Annotated in this window: 17 protein-coding genes; 12 read left to right on the top strand and 5 right to left on the bottom strand. The window is 41.0% G+C overall.

Annotated features, from left to right (window positions below):
* Positions 1 to 15: 15 nt before the first annotated feature.
* The 12 genes from AC1XUD_RS25860 (at position 16) to AC1XUD_RS25915 (ending at position 17998) form a co-directional block, all read left to right on the top strand.
* Positions 16 to 3237 (top strand): DUF6443 domain-containing protein, encoded by a 3222-nt coding sequence (locus AC1XUD_RS25860; RefSeq protein WP_483363947.1) that lies wholly within the window; start codon positions 16 to 18, stop codon positions 3235 to 3237.
* Between the two features lie 2 nt (positions 3238 to 3239).
* Complete coding sequence (locus AC1XUD_RS25865) at positions 3240 to 3599, top strand: hypothetical protein (RefSeq protein ID WP_483363948.1); 360 nt, start codon at positions 3240 to 3242, stop codon at positions 3597 to 3599.
* Positions 3600 to 5066: 1467 nt separating this feature from the next.
* Positions 5067 to 6272 carry a hypothetical protein gene (locus tag AC1XUD_RS25870; protein ID WP_483363949.1) on the top strand — a complete coding sequence of 402 codons (1206 nt, stop codon included), beginning with the start codon at positions 5067 to 5069 and terminating at the stop codon, positions 6270 to 6272.
* 11 nt (positions 6273 to 6283) lie between these two features.
* Positions 6284 to 8101 (top strand): sialate O-acetylesterase, encoded by a 1818-nt coding sequence (locus AC1XUD_RS25875; protein ID WP_483363950.1) that lies wholly within the window; start codon positions 6284 to 6286, stop codon positions 8099 to 8101.
* A 140-nt stretch (positions 8102 to 8241) separates the two neighbouring features.
* A complete protein-coding gene (locus tag AC1XUD_RS25880) occupies positions 8242 to 9606 on the top strand; it encodes a hypothetical protein (protein ID WP_483363951.1) in 1365 nt (454 codons plus the stop codon).
* Between the two features lie 867 nt (positions 9607 to 10473).
* Positions 10474 to 11694, top strand: a complete 1221-nt coding sequence (locus tag AC1XUD_RS25885) for a site-specific integrase (protein WP_483363952.1) — start codon at positions 10474 to 10476, stop codon at positions 11692 to 11694.
* 130 nt (positions 11695 to 11824) lie between these two features.
* Positions 11825 to 12097: a hypothetical protein gene (locus tag AC1XUD_RS25890; protein ID WP_483363953.1), complete on the top strand. Its 273-nt coding sequence runs from the start codon at positions 11825 to 11827 to the stop codon at positions 12095 to 12097.
* A gap of 15 nt (positions 12098 to 12112) precedes the next feature.
* Complete coding sequence (locus AC1XUD_RS25895) at positions 12113 to 12235, top strand: DUF6922 domain-containing protein (RefSeq protein WP_483363954.1); 123 nt, start codon at positions 12113 to 12115, stop codon at positions 12233 to 12235.
* A 1043-nt stretch (positions 12236 to 13278) separates the two neighbouring features.
* Positions 13279 to 14592, top strand: coding sequence for a hypothetical protein (locus tag AC1XUD_RS25900; RefSeq protein WP_483363955.1), 1314 nt, complete (start codon positions 13279 to 13281; stop codon positions 14590 to 14592).
* 545 nt (positions 14593 to 15137) lie between these two features.
* Entirely contained in the window at positions 15138 to 15842 is a 705-nt protein-coding gene (locus tag AC1XUD_RS25905; protein ID WP_483363956.1) for a hypothetical protein, read from the top strand.
* Between the two features lie 828 nt (positions 15843 to 16670).
* Positions 16671 to 17120: a hypothetical protein gene (locus AC1XUD_RS25910; protein ID WP_483363957.1), complete on the top strand. Its 450-nt coding sequence runs from the start codon at positions 16671 to 16673 to the stop codon at positions 17118 to 17120.
* A gap of 155 nt (positions 17121 to 17275) precedes the next feature.
* Positions 17276 to 17998, top strand: coding sequence for an SOS response-associated peptidase (locus tag AC1XUD_RS25915; RefSeq protein ID WP_483363958.1), 723 nt, complete (start codon positions 17276 to 17278; stop codon positions 17996 to 17998).
* Between the two features lie 662 nt (positions 17999 to 18660).
* On the opposite strand, the gene AC1XUD_RS25920 is transcribed toward AC1XUD_RS25915, so the two are convergent.
* Genes AC1XUD_RS25920 through AC1XUD_RS25940 form a run of 5 tightly spaced genes read right to left on the bottom strand, consistent with a single transcriptional unit; the run spans position 18661 to position 22576 of the window.
* A complete protein-coding gene (locus tag AC1XUD_RS25920) occupies positions 18661 to 19515 on the bottom strand; it encodes a hypothetical protein (RefSeq protein WP_483363959.1) in 855 nt (284 codons plus the stop codon).
* A gap of 54 nt (positions 19516 to 19569) precedes the next feature.
* Positions 19570 to 20349, bottom strand: a complete 780-nt coding sequence (locus tag AC1XUD_RS25925) for a hypothetical protein (protein ID WP_483363960.1) — start codon at positions 20347 to 20349, stop codon at positions 19570 to 19572.
* Positions 20350 to 20369: 20 nt separating this feature from the next.
* Complete coding sequence (locus AC1XUD_RS25930; RefSeq protein ID WP_483363961.1) at positions 20370 to 20690, bottom strand: hypothetical protein; 321 nt, start codon at positions 20688 to 20690, stop codon at positions 20370 to 20372.
* Positions 20687 to 21733, bottom strand: a complete 1047-nt coding sequence (locus AC1XUD_RS25935) for a metal-dependent hydrolase (RefSeq protein WP_483363964.1) — start codon at positions 21731 to 21733, stop codon at positions 20687 to 20689. The genes AC1XUD_RS25930 and AC1XUD_RS25935 overlap by 4 nt, the downstream gene beginning before the upstream one ends.
* 57 nt (positions 21734 to 21790) lie before the next feature.
* Entirely contained in the window at positions 21791 to 22576 is a 786-nt protein-coding gene (locus AC1XUD_RS25940) for a LytR/AlgR family response regulator transcription factor (protein ID WP_483363962.1), read from the bottom strand.
* Positions 22577 to 23187: the final 611 nt, after the last annotated feature.

Consider the following 23187-nt stretch of genomic DNA (forward strand, 5'->3'; position numbering starts at 1 on the left):
CAAACCTGACATCTCATGAAAAAATATCTAATATTCCTCCTACTATTTTGGGCCAAAAGTGTTTGGGGGCAAACCGGAGAAAAGAATTATATATTGACGCGCAATTACAAGCAGACGGGCTCCGCAGTCAACGACGTCAGTAAAGTCAACATACAGGTTCAATATTTGGATGGGCTGGGCAGACCCTGGCAAACGGTGGCGGTAGGTCAAAGTACCACAGGTAAAGATATCATAGTACCCATTGAGTATGACGCGCTTGGGAGGCAGGCAAAGAATTTTCTGCCATTCCAGTCAAGTGTAGCAACTGGCATTTTTACGGACAACGCTACATCACTTCAAAGTTCATTTTATCAGAGTACCACCCCGGGTTTGGAAACAACAGATTCTAGAGGTTTTTCGGAAACTGTCTTTGACCCATCTCCTTTTGAGAGACCTAACTCCGTACGTGCTGCCGGTACACTAAGTGCGACGGCAACAATTACCTATGGCACCAATACGGCCAGCGAGGTCAAAAAGTATGGTTATACGCCTAACTCGACCATTACTTCTACAATTGTGCAGAACGGGTATTATGCAGCGGGTACACTTTATAAAACGGTTACTACCGATGAGAATCAGAAGCTAATGACCGAGTATAAGGATATGAGCGGAAGAGTAATTTTAAGGAATGCTGGAAGCGATATCCCTACTTATTATGTTTATGACGACTACGGACAGCTTCGCGGGGTTTTGCAACCACAATATCAGGATGCCAACTCGGTTAGCTATGCATTTTTTTACTCTTATGATCAGCGGGGCAGGGTTATAACTAAAAAAGTACCATCGGCCGATCCGGTAAACATGGTATATGACAACTATGACCGATTAGTGATGACACAGGATGCGGTTCAAATGGGTGCTGGTAAATGGTCGTTCATAAAATATGATGCGCTCGGCCGCGTAGCTTATACGGGCGAGTTTTCGTCTACTGCTAATCGAGCTGCGCATCAGGCGTTATTTGACGCAAGCACCGCGCATCATGAAAGCACTTCAGGTAGTGGTATCGGATATACGCTGTCAACAACGCTTCCATCAGTAGCGGAAACTGACGTGAGGACTGTTAATTATTATGACAATTACAGCTTTCCTTCCGCACGCGCCTACACAAACCAGCTGGGTGTAACAACTACTTCCTTGGTGAAAGGTCAACAGACCGGAAGCAGGACGCGTATGCTCAACGCTGGTGCCCAATGGCTTGTCAGTACCACTTACTATGATACGGAATATCGACCTGTTCAGCTCATTCGGGACCTGTTCGATTTGGGAACGATCACTACTGAACGTGTATCAACAAAATACAAATATGACCTGGCACCAGTTGTTGATGTGGAGTGGACAGAACATTTAAACTCACCTACCGCAACCATAGCGACTAACCGAGTTGTTAAAACTTTCACCTATGATCATGCTGACCGGCTTTTGAGCGTAAAAGAGAACATAAGTGTTGGGTCCGTATCCAAAGAAGTAACTACGCTTGCTCAACGTTACAATGTTCTGGGTCAATTGCAAAGTAAGTGGTTCCAATCTGCTAATGGGCAAGAATTCAGGAGAAAAACAAATTATACCAATAACATTCGGGGATGGCAAACGGACGCCAAAACAGTTTATAAGCAAACTGCGGCAACTGAACTACCGTTTTATACGATAAAACTCTCTTATGTCAATGGGAGTAATTACACCAATGGGAACATTAGCAAGATGGAGTGGGGAGGCAAAGATGACGCAGGATTCACCGCAGGTTTGTCTTACACTTATGATGGGATTAATCGGCTGAAATCTGCTGTTAAACCTGCAGGGGCATCTTATACGTACAACGAAAGCGAAACCGGTATAAATTATTTTAGGAATGGAAATATACAGAATTTAGTAAGGGCTGGGGCGGCAGTGGATAACTTAACTTATACATATGCAGGCAACCGGCTTTCGAGCATCAGTGATGCTTCTGGTAATAACACGGGTGTGAAGAACGGAAGCAGCAGTTTTACTTATGATAACAACGGTAATATGCTCAACGATGGGAACCGTGGAGCGATTCTGACCTACAATATGCTAAACCTGCCAAACACAGTGACGATAGCGAGCAAGATCTTTACCTACGACTACGATGCAGCTGGTAGCAAGCATAAGTACGCAGGCGATACTGTTAACGTTAAATATGCCGGCGTTTTTGAGTATGATGCAAACAATGTTGTAAAAAGGATCTCTTCCTCGGAAGGGCAAGCGTTGTTCAGAAGTGGAGCGATTAACTTTAATTACTATGTTAAAGATCATTTAGGCAACGCGAGAGTGGTTTTTAACGAGGCAGGTGCTATATTGCAGAAGACGGATTACTATCCCTTTGGACTTGAAATCGATCGGAATAATCCGGCTGTAAGTCAGGCGGCAAGGAATAACACAAACAGGTACAACTTCCTGGGGAAAGAAACCCAGGCAGGAATTGGGTATATTGATTTGCAGGCAAGGTTCTATGATCCGGCGGTTGGTAGGTTTCTGGCGGTTGACCCGGTTACAGAGGGTCAGGATGCTTTTTCGCCGTATCACTATTCGTTTAATAATCCGATACGGTTCTCCGATCCTGATGGAAGATGGCCAGGTGAAGGACTTTGGAAGTCATTTAAAAAATGGTATAACACGCCATTGACAAAGGGTCAGCAAGAAATCAGCAGGGCTGCAAGTATTAGTGGTGCTCCGTCCAAGACTGAAGGTGAGGTACTTAAAAATTCACTGACCTTAGGTCTCTCACATGCCGTAGCAGGTTGGCAACCGGGTAGTTTTAGGCGTCCAGCTAATATGTATAAACAGGGGGCGAGCGGGCCGAATACATCGGGAAAGACTTCAAGCTCTGTACCTGAAACTGCTCCCGCACCTTCAAATGTTGTTCAAGGCGAGGGAACATTTATTGTTTCAGAGCGTGGGACAGCTGCTTCAACGAGCCAAGAAAGAATGAAATCAGCATTTGAAAATGCTGGCTTGCCAAGTCAACCAACAGAAAGTGCTGGCACCCAGTATACATTACCAAATGGAAGTACGGTGCGAACCATGGAACCATCGGGCCAGGCACCCAAAAGGGCTTCGTTTGAAAATAAAAATGGGCAGCCAGTTGATATGGATGGAAGAACAGTCAACCCTCCCCAAGGCCTGACACCACAGGAGAGAAAGGAATATATAAGAGATAGAACTCATATTAAGCAAGAATAACTATGGTCGCAAGGTTAGTAACATTATTTAATAAACATCATGATTTGGGAGCAATAGCTAACGCCGAATGGGATGATTATAATTTGAGTATTTATGGTGAAAACTGGTCACTAAATTCTACTTCTGCATGGCGAATTGTATCTGATAAAGGTTTCTTCGGAATTAATGACAGTGAATCAAAAACGGAATTAGAACTTTTGAAGGGAACAAAAATTATTGCCGTAGAACCCTTGGGAGAACTCGATATTGATTTCTCCCTGTTATTGGACAATAATAGGAAAGTTCAGATTTTTTGTACTACTTATTTTGAACCTTGGATTTTCAGATTTAAAAATGATATTACGTTAGTCGCATTCGTGTAGCCCTCGTTGTCGCTTGGATGTTGGCTCTACCGAGTGAGAAATTTCGAGAAGGGCATCCGGCGAGTGGTTGGAATGTGCCAGTTATTCTTCTTGGTTTATCTCAGCGTCGACTCTACCCGTAAAGTGCGAAAGCGCTTCAAAAAGGGCATTGAGTTGTAAAAAGGAATAAGGGATGGAAATAAAAAGCCCTCAAAGCAAGTCCTGATGGGATGAGCTTTGAGGGCTTTTGGTGTGTAAGCGGGCTGCTTTACATAGCGTATGGCTGTTTGTTTCTAAAATCCCTGATAAAAGCATCAAGCAGGGCAAAGACGACTTTCTTTTCATCTTCCGGAAGTTGTTCAATGGCTTGCAGCCGTTGAATATTTTTTTTGTCCAGGGAAGCACTTAGCCCTTCACCTAACAGGTAATCCAGGGTTACACCCAAAGCGTCTGCGATACGCTTTGCAAACTCGGTAAAGGGTGTTCCTCGATTCTTATTACCGTTAAATCAATTTATTAAATAAGATTATCGTTGGTTTGACAGTTTTAAGTATTGTAGATATATTACCATACTTAAATAGAAGTAGTTGCGCACATCGAGGATTTTCCTAGTATTTATTTCACTCTCAATGTTCTAGTCTATGTTACCTAACTCACCGGGAATTTTACTTAATAGACATTGTTTTAACTCCTCAATTAATTTTTTCTTCGTAGACAATGTTAAAAATTCTCCATGACGAGTCTTCCGCGAATTAGTTGTTGGTGTTGGATTCCTTTCGATGTATCCAGGCAGGAAGAATGCCCGGGCATAATGATGATATATTGATCTGCACCTTACTTAGACCACAACGCCTTCACTTAGCGGATAGGAAGAATATGCCTAATATTTTTCTGCTCTCATTCTCTGACCGTTTTTGGAAGGGTCAGAATACACATCTATCGTAATGAAATGTGTTTCTGTCGCCCTTTCTTTTGATTCATTTTTTGCTGCTTTTTTCATATAAGCTAACTAATTCAATAATGCGTCCAGGCTAGCCAATAAATTTATTGATTTCAGAAATGAGACTGAAAGTATTTTGGTGAAAATACGGGCGCAGAACCCGTGTAAAGTCTTCGCGTAATCTCGTTTGAACAATCCTTTACAAACAATTTTTCACATTCTATAACTCAAACTTTTACCTATGGAAATTAAATGTCTTTATCTCAGTGGTATCGTTCTTGCAATTTCGGTTGCCAGCTCCCCGCCGCCGCACAAAACCAACACGTTTTCATTAGTCCCAATACTGGAAAAGACAAAAAGCGGTACTAAAATTCAAGATGACGCAAAATCATCAACTTTAGTCTCCTTTGTTTCACCCATTATATTTTAGAACAAATCAATCAGAACAAGTCGATTACATTTCTGAACTAAAGACGGGGCTCTGGAGGCCCAAAGATCAAGTCTCAAAAGAGGCCGTTAGTTTATTGGGCTTGAATAATGAACTTAAAATGATTGCGGTTGGGGGTGGATTAACCGCCGGAGCGTGTAATGGCGGATTATATCGTGAGGCTCAGCTCGCTGCTTATCCAAATCTGGTAGCCGCTCAACTTGGCATTGCCGATTTTTCCACGCCAGTTTTTGGACCCGAAGAAGCAAATGGTACAGGGTTTCTGATTTTAACAAAGGATGAAAATGAATTTCCAAACTATCAGCAGGTTACTAATAATACAGCGCGCTTCGATAGTCAGATTTCAGAAGAACCCCCTATTTTTAATTCCACTTTTAATAGTACTCAAAATATATCCGCTCCAGGTTTGAGTTCTGACGGCCTTTCTGGTACTTGGGCTCCCTGGATGAAAGGCGCCGTTGTAAACGGCTCTACCGGGTTGTCTTGGGCTAACTACATGCCATTCTTATGGAGATTTTCTCCTAAATCATTCTACGAGCAATCAACCCTCTCAAACTACATTCAGAATCAGGTCGATTTCAATTTTTTTATTCTTGAAGACATTCATGAACGTTTTTTGAATGTACTTAAAGTCAGAGAACAAATTGGGCTGTCGGATCTTATAGGTGATCTAACAACTGGTACAGATGCTGAATTGAGAACTATTAAACTTTTGACAAAAGGCGGCAAAAAGGGTGTGTTATTTACGATTCCAAATTTCTATAGCCTTGCTGCTTATAATTGGTATACTCCAGAATTTCTCAAAGAGCACAGTTCTGAAATCAAAATCAGCGTCAAACATCCTTCTGGTCACGTTGAGACTATAAATACGGACGAACCCTATTGGTTACTTCCCACGCCTTCTATTGATTCTTCATATAGAAACTTAGTCAGTGGATCGATGTTCGAAAAAACCTTCAAAGGCAGGGACGTTCTTACCAGGCAAGAATTTTTAGAATACAATATAGCAGTGAAAACTTACAATGAGAAAATAAAGAAATGGGCCGAAGAATTTAATCTGGCAGTGGTGGATATTGAGAGAATCTATGGCCAAATTCATGAAGGAACATACAACGTTGACGAACGGATTAAGATAGATGGCGGCCCACGGGGAAATTTCTTTTCTTCTGACGGGATTTATCCAACTGCATTGGGGCAGGCACTCATAGCTAATGAGGTACTGAGGGCTCTCAACCAAAAATATAAAGTTAATGCCCCCCTGATTGACATAACCTATTATGCCAAAACTATAAATCTAAAAATCTAATAGCTTAACACATGAAAAAATTTATATTTTTAAGCCTACTATGTGGCTTTGGCGTAATAAGTTGGACCATTTGCTTGGCACAAGGTGGGTCACAATTGGATTTGACATGGCCAGCTCAAAACTCTGTTACACAGCGAAATGGGAGTAATACGGCTTCTGTTGCTATTGCCGGACAATTACGGATGGTAGGCGGCGGAGCATTACCAAGTCAACTGACGTACCATGTATCTTCTGTGCCTGCAACTGGTGGAATCGGCCCGGTAGTGGCTACTGGCAATTTGACGCTGGGTACGGTTGGGGAATTCTATCAATTAGCAACCCTTTCGAAGGGGTGGTACTACATAGATATAGAAGGACTGTTTCCTGGCTCCAGTACCCCCGTACCTTTATGGGGTAGCAAATTTGGAGTGGGAGACGTATTTGTAATAGCAGGACAATCCAATGGAAAAGGATATGGCTTAACTACTTGGGATTTGCCCGAGACATCCTCTGTACCTGAATGGGTCGTGGCTATAAATGAAGGGAACGAGTGCATTATGGGCTATCCATCAAGCTCTTACCTCAACTTTAGTAAAATAAATCTATACAATCGCATATCCCCAACCGGTGAAAACAGCTGGTGCTATGCGGTCTTGGGTAAACTTATCTCTGATGCAAACGGTGGAATGCCAGTTGCTTTTTTCAATACAGCTTATGGGGGTAGTGGGATTAAAAACTGGTACCAATCCAGCACAGGAGGAGCTACAAATGACTTGTATTCTGGGCAGCAATATTGCTCGAACTTTACGGCAATTAGCCCTACTCCGAGCTATTTTGTTGGTCAACCTTTTACAACTTTAAAAAATACTTTAAACTTTTACGCCTCAATGTTTGGAGTGAGGGCAGTACTTTGGCATCAGGGAGACACAGAAACCTCCAAATCGACTGTAGATGGAGCTATTAAAGATGCTGCCACTTACCAGTCCTACTTGAACACCGTTATTGCCCAATCTCGCTCAGTTTTTAATAGTAGCTTGTCCTGGATGATCCCCAAAGTCTCTTATGATCACGGTAGTACTACTTCAACAGTCTTAACAGGTCAGGGGAATGTGGCTGCTGGTACTAATAATTTTCTGGGGCCAAATACAGACCTGTGGACAGCAGCATACAGAGACCCTGGAGATAATACTCATTTCAAGGAAAGTAGCTCAACCGGACTTACTGTACTTGCTACCGATTGGAAGACAAAGATTGACGCTTCGTCTACAACAGCATTTTCGAGAATCACGGCAAACGCCCCTCCCCAAATTACAGTGAGCAAAAGCGGCAGTAACAGGACGCTTGTTGCTACCTCAGGAGGTAGTGAATACCGGTGGGGGCTTGATATCAATACGGCAACTAGTACCGGAACCACAAATTCTATAACATTCTCCAGTCCGTCAAACATGGTATTACGTTGCTTCAAGAAGGTTGGAAATAACTGGACGGCTTCGGCAAGGATTACCATAGGGCCAAGCACCTACTGCACCTCGTGTCGGGAAAACTCAGAGGAATTGGCCCAAACAGAAGAAGAACTGATGGGTATTGGATTCCTGCTTTACCCCAATCCTGTCGGCCATGAACTGACGATAGAATTTGATGTACCTCAAGGAGATAATGTTAAGCTTGAGCTTATCGACGAACAAGGTCGAACTCTAAAAACAATAGCCGAAGGTCCACATGCCAAAGGTCACTTTAGATATCCGATGATCAGGTTTAATTCTCCGTCTACAAAAATTGCTTTTTGCAGAATTACAATCGGTCAAAAAGCATACACAAAGAAAATGATAATCAGTGACGGAAAATTTTGACGGTTTGTAGTAATTTTTTTAACGACCATGCTATCCCGTAAATCAGGTAGGATGGTCGCTAAAATATAAATATATAGCCTCGTGGTTAAATTACCATTAATACTTTGTTTCTATCTTTAAGTATATAACTTCATTAAGCCATGAATTCAAAATATATCTTTATCAACATAGTTTTGGGGTTAAGCATAGTGGCTTTCACTTCTGGATGTAAGAATAGAGAGGAGATTGTGGATCCTAAAGAGGAGATTTCCGATTCAGTGGTTGTGGTAATCCCGGACACGGTAGAAATTGAAGTGCCATCTGGTAAAACGATCATCGACGTAAGAACGTTAAGGATTACTTCAAAGTTTTATGATTTGATTTCTGGAACTACAACCTACAACTCTCCCCTCACGATCTCTAATTGGTTCACAACTGATATAACAATCCCCAATTACGGCAGATTATTAAAAAACGGGGAAGAAATTCAAATGCTCGCCATCGGGGGTGGGTTAACAGCCGGTGCCCAAAACGGTGGACTATATCGCGACGGTCAACTGACTGCATATCCAAACCTTGTGGCAAAGCAGCTGGGCATGGCAGGTTTTAACACGCCCGCATTCGAGCCAGAATACATGAACGGCACTGGGTTTGATATAAAGGAAAATGATTTGTCCCTAAAAAGAGTAACCAACAATTTGGGGACACTAAAAGAGGAAATAAATGGATATCCACCTGTCTTCAGCCCGTACAATGGGAAAGTGCATAATTTCTCCACTCCCTGGTTGAGTACCCTTGATATTTTCGATAATACCTGGGATCCTTTCATGATTGGAAAGGTAGAAACTTACAACGGAGTTTCCTGGCACAACTTTCTTCCTTACATCGCGCGTATGATCCCTCTTGAACATTTTAGCGGATCCACCTTATGGGAATATATCTGGGATAATCAACCCTATAATTTTTTCATCCTGGAAGATGTCAGCGAGGTATTTTTATATGCTATTAGGACAAGTGAAAGAAGGGAGATAGGTCTCAGCAGTTTGATTGGTGATATTCAAACAGGGCAGAACTATCCGTTTAAGGCGATGAGGGCGCTGAGTCAAAAGGGGCAAAAGGGAGTGGTTTTTACGGTGCCTTATTTTAAGGATATGGGGGTGGCCAGTATGGAGTTTCCGCTGCCTCTGCTCAACGAGAGGGAAAGGGCAGAATACGAGATTGCAGTGACAATAACCAATAAACATATGAAGGAATGGGCGGCTCACTTTGACCTTGCCATTGTGGATCTGAATTCGTTATATGCACAAATTAACCAGGGGACATACAAAACAGAGCAAGATATCACTATAAGCGGTGGGAAAAATGGCAACTTCTTCTCCTCAGATGGTCTTTACCCTACTATTTTGGGACAGGCTGTAATTGCTAATGAAGTTTGTAAAGCTATAAATCATCAATATCAATCGGATGTTCCTTTAGTTGATATCAAAGCGTACTGTTCTACTATTGGGTATCCGATCAATCAATAATCCGGCGGCCGGTCTGAAGTACGCCGCCGAGTCGGCGAGATTAAGAAAGCGAACAAAGATTGGATTATTAAATCAGTGGATGTAGGGTTTATTTCCGAGGCTACTCTATCTAAACTTTCAACTAAAATACCTTTAAGGGCATACGCCGGAACGAAGGATTGCCATTTTCAGGAGATATATCAGATGCCAGACTGGGCATCGTCCCGAAACCTTTCATATCAGAGAGGCGGAAAATGGTCCCGAGCAAGTTTTAGCTGCTCCGCTGGCAGGAAAGTATGAATAAATCGGCTATTCAGCGCCCCTAATATATGAGCAGGTATTAGTGAATATAATATTTTGCTTATAGAATATTATTTAAAGTTGTTTAGTTGGTTCTAGCATCTTCCTAGTTTTGGTACGATATGGGGAAAACTGATTTGATATCAATATCCATTTGGTAGAAATTCAAAAGTCGGCAACCTTCTTTTTTTATTTGAAAATTTGTAACTTTAACCAAAGATTAGCAGCAAAATCAAAATCTGGTGAGCATTTGGTGAGCACAGATTTTGAAAGCATTTAAAGTATTGATAGTGAGCGTTTTGCGAGATGAATTCATTTCCCGTCCAGACCGCCAGATAATGAATCAAAATTAGTTAAAAGCTTGCAAATCATAGGTTTGCAAGCTTTTTTGTTTTCCTCCCCCCAGTCAAATCATTCAAATTCTCTCAATCCTTAGGGGATAAATTCGGTTACTCGAAAGGGTTACCCGGTCTGGGTAACCGAATTTGCCATAAGGATCTATTAATCAGCAGGTTGTTCGGTAAATGAACATCTTGACTGAAGCCAGATTGAAAAGTAGATTTGATAACCAAAAATAAGATTGAGTGTATGGAAACGAGACTAAGTATTCTGTTTTATGGCAAGAGGGCAAAGATTACCAAGGAAGGTTTGATGCCGATTTATTTACGTGTTACGATTGGAGGGGAAAGGTTTGAAACAAGTACGCACCGGTATGTTCAGCCAGAAAAGTGGTCTGTGGCGGCCAGCCGTGTGAAAGGTAATTCATCTGATGCGAGAACGATAAACACTTACCTGGACAGCCTGCTTGGAAAAGTGTATACTTATCAGCAGGCGCTAATCAGTGAAAGCAAGGGAATCAATATTAAAAACTTCGCTGCCAAATGGTCTGGAGAGAAACAAAAGCCTGTTATGCTCTTAGAGATATTTGACTTGCATAATCAGCAATTAAAGGAATTGTTGGGAAAGGGATATGCTCCTGCGACTCTGACCAAATACAAAACAACCCGGCAGTACACTGAACAGTTTATTCAATGGAAGTATAAAGAGAAGGATATAAGCCTAATATCCCTTGATTATGAGTTTATCGCAGAATACGAATTCTGGCTTAAAACTCAGAAGAAATGTGCACATAACACGACGATGAAGTATCTGATCAACTTTAAGAAGGTGGTTTTGATAGGAGTGAAGAAAGGATGGATTCCCAAGGACCCGTTTGCCGGATACAAAATGACCCGTGAAAACGTCAATCGCAGTGCATTGAGCGAGAAGGAATTATCAAGAATTGCCGGGAAGGATTTTGAGAACGTCCGGCTGAATCAGGTTCGTGACATCTTCGTTTTCTGTTGTTACACCGGTCTCGCCTATATTGACGTCAGTAAACTGAGCCCAAAGAACATCATCGACGGTTACGGTGGAGAAAAATGGTTGACCATCAGACGACAAAAAACTGATTCTGAATCGAGGATTCCGTTACTCGCACCAGCGTGCAAAATACTGGATACTTATACGGATCACCCCCAATGCCAGAAAAGCAATACCCTGCTTCCTGTACTTTCGAACCAGAAAATGAATTCTTATCTAAAAGAAATTGGCGATTTGTGCAGGATTGACCAGCCGATCACATTTCATTTGGCTCGTCATACTTTTGCTACAACCGTTACTTTAACCAACGGTGTTCCGATTGAAAGTGTCTCGAAGATGCTAGGCCACAGCAGTATTAAGACGACTCAGATCTATGCTAAGATTGTGGACAAGAAGATTAGTGAGGATATGCAAATTTTAAGATCCAAGCTCTCTTTATCGAGTTGAAGTAACTGGTACTCGAAGTTTTTGATTTCTAAATATGTCTGATCGAGGAACCGGCAGCTTTCAACAACTTCCGGGGAGAATCAAAACACTTAAAAGGAAGTATCATGATGTATTTCGTTACATTCGCTGAATGGACAATGGATCTTCATACAAAGCAAACGAGGTATATCTAATAAGCTTGAAAACGCAGAAGCGGCACAATGAGTTGTTTTCGAACCTGGAGGTTTTTGTGAAAAGTTATCCTGCCTATCGGCTGGAGGAGTTGGAGAAAAACTTCGCCTTCGGAAAAACAGTGTTTGAGGACGAGCAGATTTATATGGAAAAGAAGGCCATCGTCAGTATTCCGAAACCTGGGTTTCCACCGGCTTTTTTCTGGGATTTCGACTACGACAGAATTGACTGAGATTCCAATTCAACGATGGTTATTCAGCGTATTCTAGAGCGGGGCTTGCAGCCGCATTGGGACGAGCTTGTAAGATTTTATGGGACTGACCGAATTGTAGAAGGACTCAATGACAAGATATCCTTACTTGCTGGCTAAATGATCGATCATGCTTCCTCTTTTTTTAACCTGCAAAAAGAGGAAATGCTATGTTACAAACGCAATCAGTCACAGCCGAAACTCTCGCTTTGACCAAAAAATTAATGGCCCATGCCAGATTTTCAGATTTATACTAGTAAATGGAACGGCATTTGCCCTCAGGATTGGACATAGTTCATCGATAGACATTGATTCGTTTAGGAGCGAACCTTTTAATGAACAAGGAATCGCATCTATTCAAGAAAATGACTTCGGGGCAAAGTTTGTCAAGGTTTTACTAATGGTGATTTATGCTGAATTAAAGGTGTCAAGATGGTTCTGATCTTATGTTCTTAACTTTTATTGGTTCTCTTGAAAATGTCAATGGTATCAGACGAGTGTCGCTTACGAATATAAGGGTAATGAAACTGCATGCAATAGTACTGACATCATTGTCTTTGTAGTAGTAGCTGGTTTGCCTTATGTCGAACGTATAGATGCGCAGACTGCGGATAGTCACCCGATACACGAAGACAAACTACCAGTCAATAATCTTTGCGGAGAATTTTGAATCCGGGATGGGCGGATGGGTAAGTACTTTTAGCCTGATACACAAGTCATTTACTCCACGATATTTGACGACAGTCAGAACAGACCCAGTTGTGAGCCCTTTGATCTTCTCCTGTCGGGATGAATAAGAATACTCGAATGCCTCTTTGTACCGATCAACAAGGGAGTTGTCATTGTCACTATAATCGGGAATAATAAATTTTCCGAAAGTTATTTTAGTGAACTATTTTGACAAATACCTATCAAAATTGGGTTTCGTGCAGCTAAAGAATTTGGTGTCTTAAAACGGTCAATTCCGCAGTAAAAGTCAATATTCCTCAATGTTGAGACCATTGGCTTGGTTTAGTAATCTGTTTACCTATTGTGCTCCGAAAGGGGAATTCTTGCAGCTATTCTTGCTTTTTTGGAAACGTCACATCTTTGAAAGTTTAAAATGATTATATTAACACTAGTGTAGCCTTTTGATACATGAATGTAAACCTCTTGTAATATTTATGTCTAACAAATCATATCAATTAGGTGAGCTTATTTCAACTAAATTTCATGAAAGCTCTGGACTTAGAGTAAGATTTACGAATCATTATGCATTTGCCAATACTACTGAGTTTTATGCTATTCCCAAGCCCAAAAAAAAATCTGACGGTAATCAGAAACCCGAATTTTTTAATCATAAGGTTTACAACTTGGTAGATGGAGTTTCGAAAATTGTGAGAGGCAAGGAAACAGACATCATTATTTCCCCATTTCCTCCCAATACATGGGAGAATATATATTCTGTTAAAGTAACACCTTCAAATGAGAGAGACTATGTCGGGTTTATTTCTGATTTTACTAATAAGCTTGTGGCTAAAAAAATTAACATTTTAAGCCTTCAAAGCAACCCTACTTTTTCTGAAGAACCCTATTCCTTTTGGCTTTTATTGGATTTGACAAACTTCGATCATATTACTGACATTGACCGAGAGATTGAAAATTTGCCCGTGCCTTTAGATGAGGAAGATCAATACCACTATGAGAAGAGAATGGTATTGATAAAAGAGAAATTGCATGATGTTCTGAGTGAAATCATCAAAATAACAGAGGTAAGGGGGGTACAACTTTTGTACAATTTTTCCAAAAGAATGAGGTCAGAATATCCAGAATTCTGGGATGGAATACTGGAGAACAAGGAACATATTAAGTTTCGGGTAAAAGATAATAGTGGATTTATTCCTAAATATGTGACAGAATCATTAATTGAGTTAGGAGAAAATTTTTTGCAATATGCCATTGTTTCAAGTCCTCATCAGAAGTCATACTTCATTCTAAGGATATTTGATGGGTCAGACCTAATGTATCTGGATGTTATGAATAAGGACGAAGTAGGTTCGATAAAGAATATATCTAAAGTAATAAAAAAAAATGAAGGTAACATCCTTACTGCTACAGCACAAATCGAGAAAGTAAAAGGGAGGCATTGCCACTATTTTGTTCTGATTCAAAATAATCCGAGGAGATCTGAAAACATGTTGGTGGAATTGAATGAACTTGTCCAGGTATCTGGTATTGTAGTATATAACTGCTCGCCAAGTATTCGGTCAAATCTAGGAACTGGTAGGATCAAGAAAAGCAGGGAAATAACGATAATTCCTGAAAACAGTTTCTTCGCAAGTCTGAATCGGAAAATTATTAATTTTATGGAAAAAAATGATTTGTCGAAAAGCAAGCTTAAAACTGACACATACCTGAATATTATGTGGGCTGGATTAATTTATATTGCGGGAGCATTAACAAGCAGAATCGTAACTTTTGTTGCTGAGTTGTGGTAATTTAAATGACCACCCTCTCGAATTTAAGCAAACTGATTATTGCCAACGGGAAATATTTTTTTAAGTGGATAACTTTTAGATCATGTCACGCTAAACAATGGGCTTTTCTTGTCCTTATTGCTAGCTAAGGCGTTGAGTCAGGTCATCCATTTTGAAGCAAATGCACATTAACTCGATCCATCTTAACTTTCTATAACTTGCTAATCACGCGGATGATACCATTGTCGATTAAATCGATAACAGCTTGGTTAGCCTTAGCGGAATTATGGTTTGTACTCCCCAAGTAAAAACGCAAGGTGGCAGCTCTCATTCGGCATGACAGGGTTCTGAAGGAAACCAATTTGATTGGAAAAAGAAACACTCTCTACAGTTGGAAACACACCGGGGCCGTAAATGCCTATCGCTCCGGTGTGGGAATAAAACAGCTACAAGTGCTTTTAAGGCATAGTACTGTTCAAATGACTGATATTTATTTGAAGTCGTTGGGGCTTCGGACTGATCCGAATTTGGAGAATTATGCTTGGTGATACTTAAAAAAAACGAGTATGGATATTAATGAACAGACGTTGTCAAATGACTCACACATATTGATGCTTGTTAGAAGGTCGCAACGTGAATTTAACAAATGTTTTTATGAGAATGGGAAGATGTATTTAAATACCGCCAAGTTTTTTAGAACAGTTGAAGGACCTGATGGAATGATGGATGAAGAAGAGGGCTGTATCTGGAGAAATGTACTGAATGACGCCACAGTTAGCATCAGGCCAGTTGATAGCACTGAAGAATATGAAACACTAGGAAATGCTTCAACGGTGCGAATGAATCAGTGGAGTCCCCAGTTTTTCAATCTGTTTTGCCTGACCGCGGTTTTTGAACATCAATTCAAGGAGAATTCGGCGGTAACAATTGGTGAAATGTCAGGTTTTGGTCATTCTGTTGTTATTATATATAATCCCAGAGAGTTTATTAGTCGTGTGATCGATAAATTGGTTTTATTAGGATATTATGTGCAATGTAAGTTGGTCGAGTATTATGATGAAGGTCACTTTGGCGAAACTGGGTTGTTTAGAAAATCAAGGCGGTTTATAAATCAGGTAGAGTATCGTATTTGTGTGACCAATTCCGTAGATGAGCACCTTGAATTCGAAATAGGTTCTCTGGCAGATATTGCTGTTTTGCAAGATGTTGGTGACGAATTTGTTTTAGATTATGAAGACGCAAATTTCCCACATATATTAATTGTAAATTAACACAAGCCAAGGGGCCGAAGGCTCCCTAGCTTGAGCTTTTTCTTCGATATTTTCTTTAAAGCCAGCAAGGGAAGCTCCATCTGAATCTAATAGACTTCAATAAACTGTGCTTCCTGCGAGTATGGTCGCGCGATAGGGCCAAGGCCACTCTGAAAGGCCCCAAAAAAAATGTGTCAGTGGTCAGTCAGGTTGATTAGTCGCTGGTAGTCGAAAAGGAAAAAGAAAAAGGGGGCGAAGCCCCCTTACTTCTTAAAAAGGTAGGATCATATCCCAAACAAGATTCATGAGAGTGTTCAGGAACTCTTTCTTTTCCTTGCTCTGGGCGGCTTCCCGCTTCTCGTAGAGATGGATAGCTAGGGCTTCCAATTTGTCTAGGAGTTGTGTTCTTTCTAAAGTATCCATGTTTATCGATGTTAAACCTGCCAGAACCGTTCTAGCATTGGACGACAATCAGGTGTTAGGTCGGATAGATGCAAGAGCGGGAGTAAAAAATACTCTTTTTCATTTTTCTTGAAAAAGGAAGATTTTTTGCTCCCGACGAAGTGAACTCTTGCTTCTTTCCGACCGGGCACTAGATTTGTTCAGTGCTTGAATGGTGATAGTTTGCTCACGGGCGACAAAAAGGTGTTTGAATAGTCGACCAAACCTGGCTGGCCAAGTGCCCGGCGATCATTTTGAGGTCTTGCGGAACTGTCGGGCACCTAGGCAGACGGGATTTCGGGCCTATATCTCCGAAACCACACTTTTCTATTTTTTCTGTACATTTTTCTTGAGTTGATTCTCAACAAATGTTATTATTAGAATCATAAAAATGTTGCTAATAATAACATGAAGAAAAAGTATTCGCTTGCTGCGCATGCGATCCATTCCCGTATTCAGCTCGTTCGCAAGCGGTTGTACTGGCGGTCTTTCTTTGGGTCGGCAGAGATATTGAGTTATAATCAGGATTATTTTTTCAAGGCTGGGAAGGCTGCTTTGATTGATAATGGTTTGTCATCCGGGCCAGAGGATTTTCGTCAGGCTGTGGAGTTGTTGATGGAGTCGGTCAGGCAGGAAGGTGTTGAAGGGTATTTTGTGGTAATAGAAAAGGATTATGTCAAGCGGACGGAAACGGCGGTGATGATTTCAGAAGATGGTAAGGCGGTTGTGCCTTTCGACGGTGTGGCGCGGATGACAAATCCGGAGGCTTCTGCATTGGCTGATAAAATCCGCGCTTTGCATAAGCAAAAGCATATTTTTTTGGAAAAGCGCTGGGCTTTGCCCAGTGACAAGAAATAAGGAATATGTGTACCGGATTCGTGGCGATCAGTAAAATGCCTGAGATCAAGGCGAAAATTGAACTGACAAAGGTTTGATTTGGTAGCAGGTATGGAATTTGTGTTTCTTTCGTAGAAGCAATATCTTTAATTGGTAACTAATTAATAATCAGCCGTATGTGCTATCACGTTTCCAACGAACATGACGCGGATGAAATCCAGCGTGAATTCAAACTTCCGGAAGTCAAGCTGGAAAAATTCAATAAGCGGTTTGATTTCAATGGTTTTGACAAACCTTATCTGCCAGTCATTAGTAAGGAGAATCCGAAGGTGCTTACAGAATACAGGTGGGGGCTGATACCGGAATGGGTGAAGGAAGAAAAGGAATGGAGGGCGAACACGCTGAATGCCAGAAATGACGAATTGTTTTCCAAAACTTCGTATCGGAATTACTGGAAAAACCGTTGCCTCGTAATTTGCACAGGCTTTTTTGAGCCACATTATCCAGTGGTGGGAGGTAAAGATCATGAGTCGTGGTATATCAAACCGAAGCATAAGAAATTCTTCGCACTTGGGGCAATATATTCAGTCTGGAAGGGTATACCCACATTCAGTATAGTGACAACGGACGCAAGTCCGTTGATGGCCGAAGTCCATAACGATGGTAAGCGTCAGCCGTTGGTACTGACCGGGGACGCTGCTTTGTCGTGGCTGGTTCCAGATCTGACGATGCCGGAAATGGAAAGTTTGATGTTGTTTCAGTATCCGGATGAAAATCTGGTGACGTACCGGACGGTCGACGGGATATACAATGCGCGTGCGGATACTAACATTCCGGCTGCAATTCAGCCATATGAGCGTCCGGGCTGGGATGTTGACCAGTTTTTCGGGCTTAAATAGTCAGAGGGAAATTGTTTTTACAATTTCCCTTTTTTTATCTGTCCGGCTGCCTTTCGAAGATATCCTTTTCAGTCGACCAAGGTCGAACTGTCTTTTGCGGGCTGGTTTGTGCGAAAAAAGGTGATTCGGTGCCGACCAACTTCGAGTCGGGGTCGGTAGGTTGGGGTTGCATCGCGCCCAGGCCATTTTGCCCAGAAGGGGGTGCGGGGGAGGGTAAAATGGCCATAAGGGGCGCACAACACGACGCAATGCGCGCCACAACCAATGAACCCCGCAAGAAAATCAGGTGGCGCGCATTGCCGACGGCGGCAGGGCCGTGAAGAGCCGTAGGGCACCGGAATTGCAAGGGGCATGACAGCCATTTTTCATGGCTGGCGTGACTCTTGCCCGGCCTTCACGGACCAACAACGGAGACCCCTAGACCGCGTGCGGCTGGATTGTGCGTGGAAAAGGCGGGCTACTTCCGCAAGGCGGGACAGCATGCCTGGCATGGAAGGCAAATAAACGAATAACCTTAACGAACGACGGTTGTGCGGCAGGAGGTCGGGAGCGTTTGGAAAACATGACTGCCCGATTTTTCATCGGGCTGTCTGTTGTGGGTTTGCAGATATTTCTATTTGCCGGGATGTTTGCTCGCGTGGAAGACACCACCTGTGCTTTTTTCAAGCACTGGTGGTGTGTGCGGTGGGGTTTTTTTTGAGCAAGGCTTTGAATTTTGCAGTTACCAATAGTAGTTTTTGGTCAGGTTTCTTCTTTAATAAAGCTGGTGTGAACTCGACACTAAACTTTCCTTCGATCAATTCATTTTGAGTTGTATAGTATTCTAATTCCAATGTTAAATCAGGTATCTTACTATCTTCACTAGCATTTTTCATTATATATTCTAGCCTTTTTCCTGTTCCATTGAATAAGATTGCTAGAGCATGGAAGTATAAATTAGGAGGTTCTATTTCAACAGAACTGTCTTTGTTCAACACCATTAATAACTGAGGATCTTCTTTTTGGTCAATATATGCAGTATCGTATATAATTTGATTTTCGATTATCTTTTTTACTTCTTCGATATCATATTTCCAAGATGCTTGTATGTTGGTAGCAATAGAGGCTCCTAGATTAGTGATTCTAAATATAGAATTTGTTTTAGAATCCTGTTCTTCGTCACTGTTAAAATATGATAAAGTGGTAGAAGTATATAAATCATTATCATGAATTTCCTTTTGATTTATATTCTCAAAGTAAAATAGAGCGATATGGTGAGGAAACAAATATGGTTTCTTAGAGGCTTGACTATTTTGGTATTGTCGATAAGTGAATAAAAGACTAATAGTTGTTGTTCCGAACGTCAGTGATCCAATATATCGAAGAATTTTTTCATCATTAATAGTTTTGTCAATATCAAGATATTGACATTCATTCCAACAGAATAAGATTGTGATTATTAAAAAGAAAGCTAAGTATATTAATAAAACAGAGTTCTTGGGGAAAAAATATTTCAATTTATCATTGAGATTTTTCATTTGTTTTATGATATTATTTTGTAGTTTTTTTTTATTTAAATTGTTTATTTTTTCTCAAATTGCCGAAAAACTGACGCTGATGCTAAAAGTATTTGTGTCTATTTGCTCAATGGAGGCTAAGAATAAAACTTTGAATTTCTTTGTAATTAATTTTCTCATTTTGTCGTTATATTTGATTTCCAATTCTAACGAAGGAATGCGGGTTAGGTTTTGTAAATTGTTATTGTCAATAATACGGGTGAATATGCTATCAAACATCGATGGTAGGCACTTTATGTATTCGCCGGGGAATTTAATTTTGGCTATGCCATCGCTTCTTAGAATTAGGATACTCGGAGATACCTCATTTCCAAAAATAAAATTAAACGCTTGGTTTGTATCGTTAAGGATTGTGTCAACTGCATTTTGATCGTAATGCCAGCTAGTGGAAAGATTTAAAGCGACGGATGTTCCACAATTAATTATTTCAAATGCGTTGTCGTCGTGCAAGACAGGATTTGAAATTTTTAAAGAAGTGACTATATCTTTATCAAAATTTGGATTTGGTTCGCCATAAGAGCGTGTAACGATTAGCGATGTATTCAATGGGTATATGTCAGGTAGAGTACTAATTGTCGATAATCTATATTGATTATAGGTCAAATTAATACCTGCAACTGTTAATGCAAAGGCTAAAATTCCGAAAAAGTTGTAAACTTTTTCATGATCAATTTTTTTGTTTATATTGATATACTGCAGTTCTCCCCAGAGAAAAGTGACTATTATTATTAAAACAAAACCGCCCAATAATATGGCGGTTATTTTATTGTTTCGCGAGTCCAATAGTTTTTCCATCGTTGATCTTATCTTTTAAACTAAAACTCCACCCCATACCCAAACCTTCCTTTGTAATCGACCGTAGTATCAATACTCACCGGGCGTTTTTCATGCTCGGCTGATACTCTGATCAACAGTTTACCATCTGGAATGTTGGAAAAGTGGATTGTTTCGGATTGTTCGTGGTTGATATCAAAAGGCCGCGTGTAGAACTGGTTACTGTCTGGAAGGGTATAAAAATATATCATCGCATAGTCCGTGTTGGTGATCGTTATTTCGAGGTCACGGTAGGGGCCGATATCGTTGCAGGATGTAAGGCAGGAAAAAATAAAAAGGGCGAGACTTTTTAGCTTGTTCATATGTTCAGGATGTTGATGAATCCGCTGATAATCACTTGAGAATCAGCTTTTTTGTTTGACTTTAAATTCTGGATCTGGATACTTATTTTTTGAGAATTATCTTCTATTTTCGGAAAGTTTGCCAAGTCGGTTTTCAATTTTTGAAGCTCCTTTGTTGCTTTTTCGCGCTCGTAGAGTTCCATTTCCGATATCTCGCGTGTTAGCGATTGAATTGCGTTCTGCAAATGCGCTTTGGAGCTATACAACTCACGTTGTTTTTTTAGCTCGTTGGTAAGTTCTAATTGAAGAAGTCGGCGTTTGCCTTCCGTATTTGAGGTATCGGTTTCCTGCTGATTTTTGATTGTAAAATCTAAAACAGGATCGACTATATATGTCAGTTCTGCGCGTGAAGCTGTTTCCGGCTTGTTTTCCTTCGTGAAGGAAAACGGTTTGCTGGATTGGAGTGTAACGGAAATGATCGGTTTTTGAGCGATCAGTTTTTGAAGACTGTCTGGTGAAATGTTGGAAAAGAATATTTCGCGGGTTGCCATCATTTGTTTGGTACGGGCTGGTATGAGATTGATGATCCGGTCCGTTTTTCCGATGGTCACAAATTGTTGTTTGTCCCATATAATTGCCTCGTTTTCGGACGATTTTACCAATATCCCGGAGCCTGAAAATTCTTTCCCTGTTTCGTTTCGAAACTGATAGGTTACGGAAAGTAACGTTTCGGACTGTACGCTTTCCTGATGCAAATGTTTGAGGTCGGCAAACTGTCGGTTGAAAGTATTCCAGAATCCGTTGGCAAAGAGGTTTTGGCATGTAATGCCCAACAGGATAAAGATTGCGAAGCAGGCTGCTTCGGTTTTCAGATCAGAGCTGCGCAGGCGCATATCCGGGTTGCCGGGAATTACGCATGGATTCTTTTTGAATGGATAAAACAGGGGTACGCCCTGTTTTGTCAGCATATCGAAAAGGAGGTGCGAGAAGTATGCGAATGCAAAAACGAGGGTGAAAGCATATCCGCGCGAAAGTGGACGCAGTTTGTGTTTAGATCGACGAATTGTTTAGTTTCTCCGAAAACTAATTTATCGATTCAAGCATGTATGTTGGCTGCGGGTCTAATCGTCGTTCCTCGTCAACAGTCTAATAACAGCGTTCCGTTCTTGCGGCGATATGCTAACACGATACCCATTCTTGAGTATAATTTGATTTCCATCAATTCGCTCGATTTGAAGCCGGTTAACGATGTAGGATTTGTGAGTTCTAACAAAAGGGGGAGTAGGTAATTTCCTTTCAAACTCTGTCAACGACTGCCGGGTTGTTATATTTTCGTTGTCGTTGTAGATAATTTTAACATAGTTTTTGGCGCCTTCCAAAAAAGCAATACTGTTGTAATCAATTCGAATCATTTTTTTTTCGGATTTTATCCATAATGCATCGTTATTGACGTCCTGACCGACCTGCTCGTTGATTGGGATTAAATTTTGAGATTCGGTCTCATTGTCAATATCGCTTACAGAATCTGTGTGTGTTTGATGATCCTCCCATGCCTTGGTTACTGCCTTGCTGAATGCCTCGAAATTCACAGGTTTTGAAAGAAAATAGGTTACCCTGTAATGGTAACTTTCCACCGCGAAAGATACGTGTGCAGAAATGAGGATGATACTTGTTTTAGGCAGTTCCAGGATGTCAATCAGTTGAAGTCCTGTTAAATTCGGCATCGCGACATCTAAAAATATGATATCCGGTTGAAGAATTGGAAGAGTTGATATCGCGTCAATTGAATTGTATATACTACCACGAAATTGAAGCCAAGGGATTTTATCGATATAGAATTTGAGTATCTGATGCGCTGGAGTCTCGTCGTCAATAATGACGCAGGAGAGTGATGTAGAGCCGTCCATATACGTGAGTGGTTAAATTAATAACTACATCGAAGATCTGTGCGGCATTTCTTTGATGATTCTGACTAATCCAAAAATAAGTATTTATCGGTTACACGCAAAATTTAAGAGTGGATGAATTTTGTATTTTGAGTCACCAGTCGAGATTGACACAATAAATTATAATCGATCTCAATTTTAGATTTGTGGTATCAAACCCTATCACCAAGTAGTGAAACGAGATAACATGGTTTACTAAGATTTGATCCCAAAAGAAGCGTGTTATCCAATCTCTGTGACACTTGATGTTCAAACCAACCATTTTAGCCCAGTTATTTCTGTTGACTAAGGCTGACAACTAGTTTTAAAGATGACAAAAGGGAGCTGCAGAGGATTTTCGACCCAAATAACAAGTCAAAAAGTGCAGCTAAGGTGGTGGCCCGTATGATTTTCAGTCAGGTGAGGCCTGCCAAAAGAGTTCGGCATAACAGCGGCGAGTGGAAATTCGTTACCTGAGATTTCGCCGCTGACTTAACAGCACTTATTCCGCTTCCTTTTGGCTTTAAGGCGGGCCACCCGAGAGGTGCTTTCTTTTTTTCTTGTTTTTTTCTTTGGGTCAAAATTTTGTTTGG

The organism is Dyadobacter sp. HNCC25DJ184, from assembly GCF_056895215.1.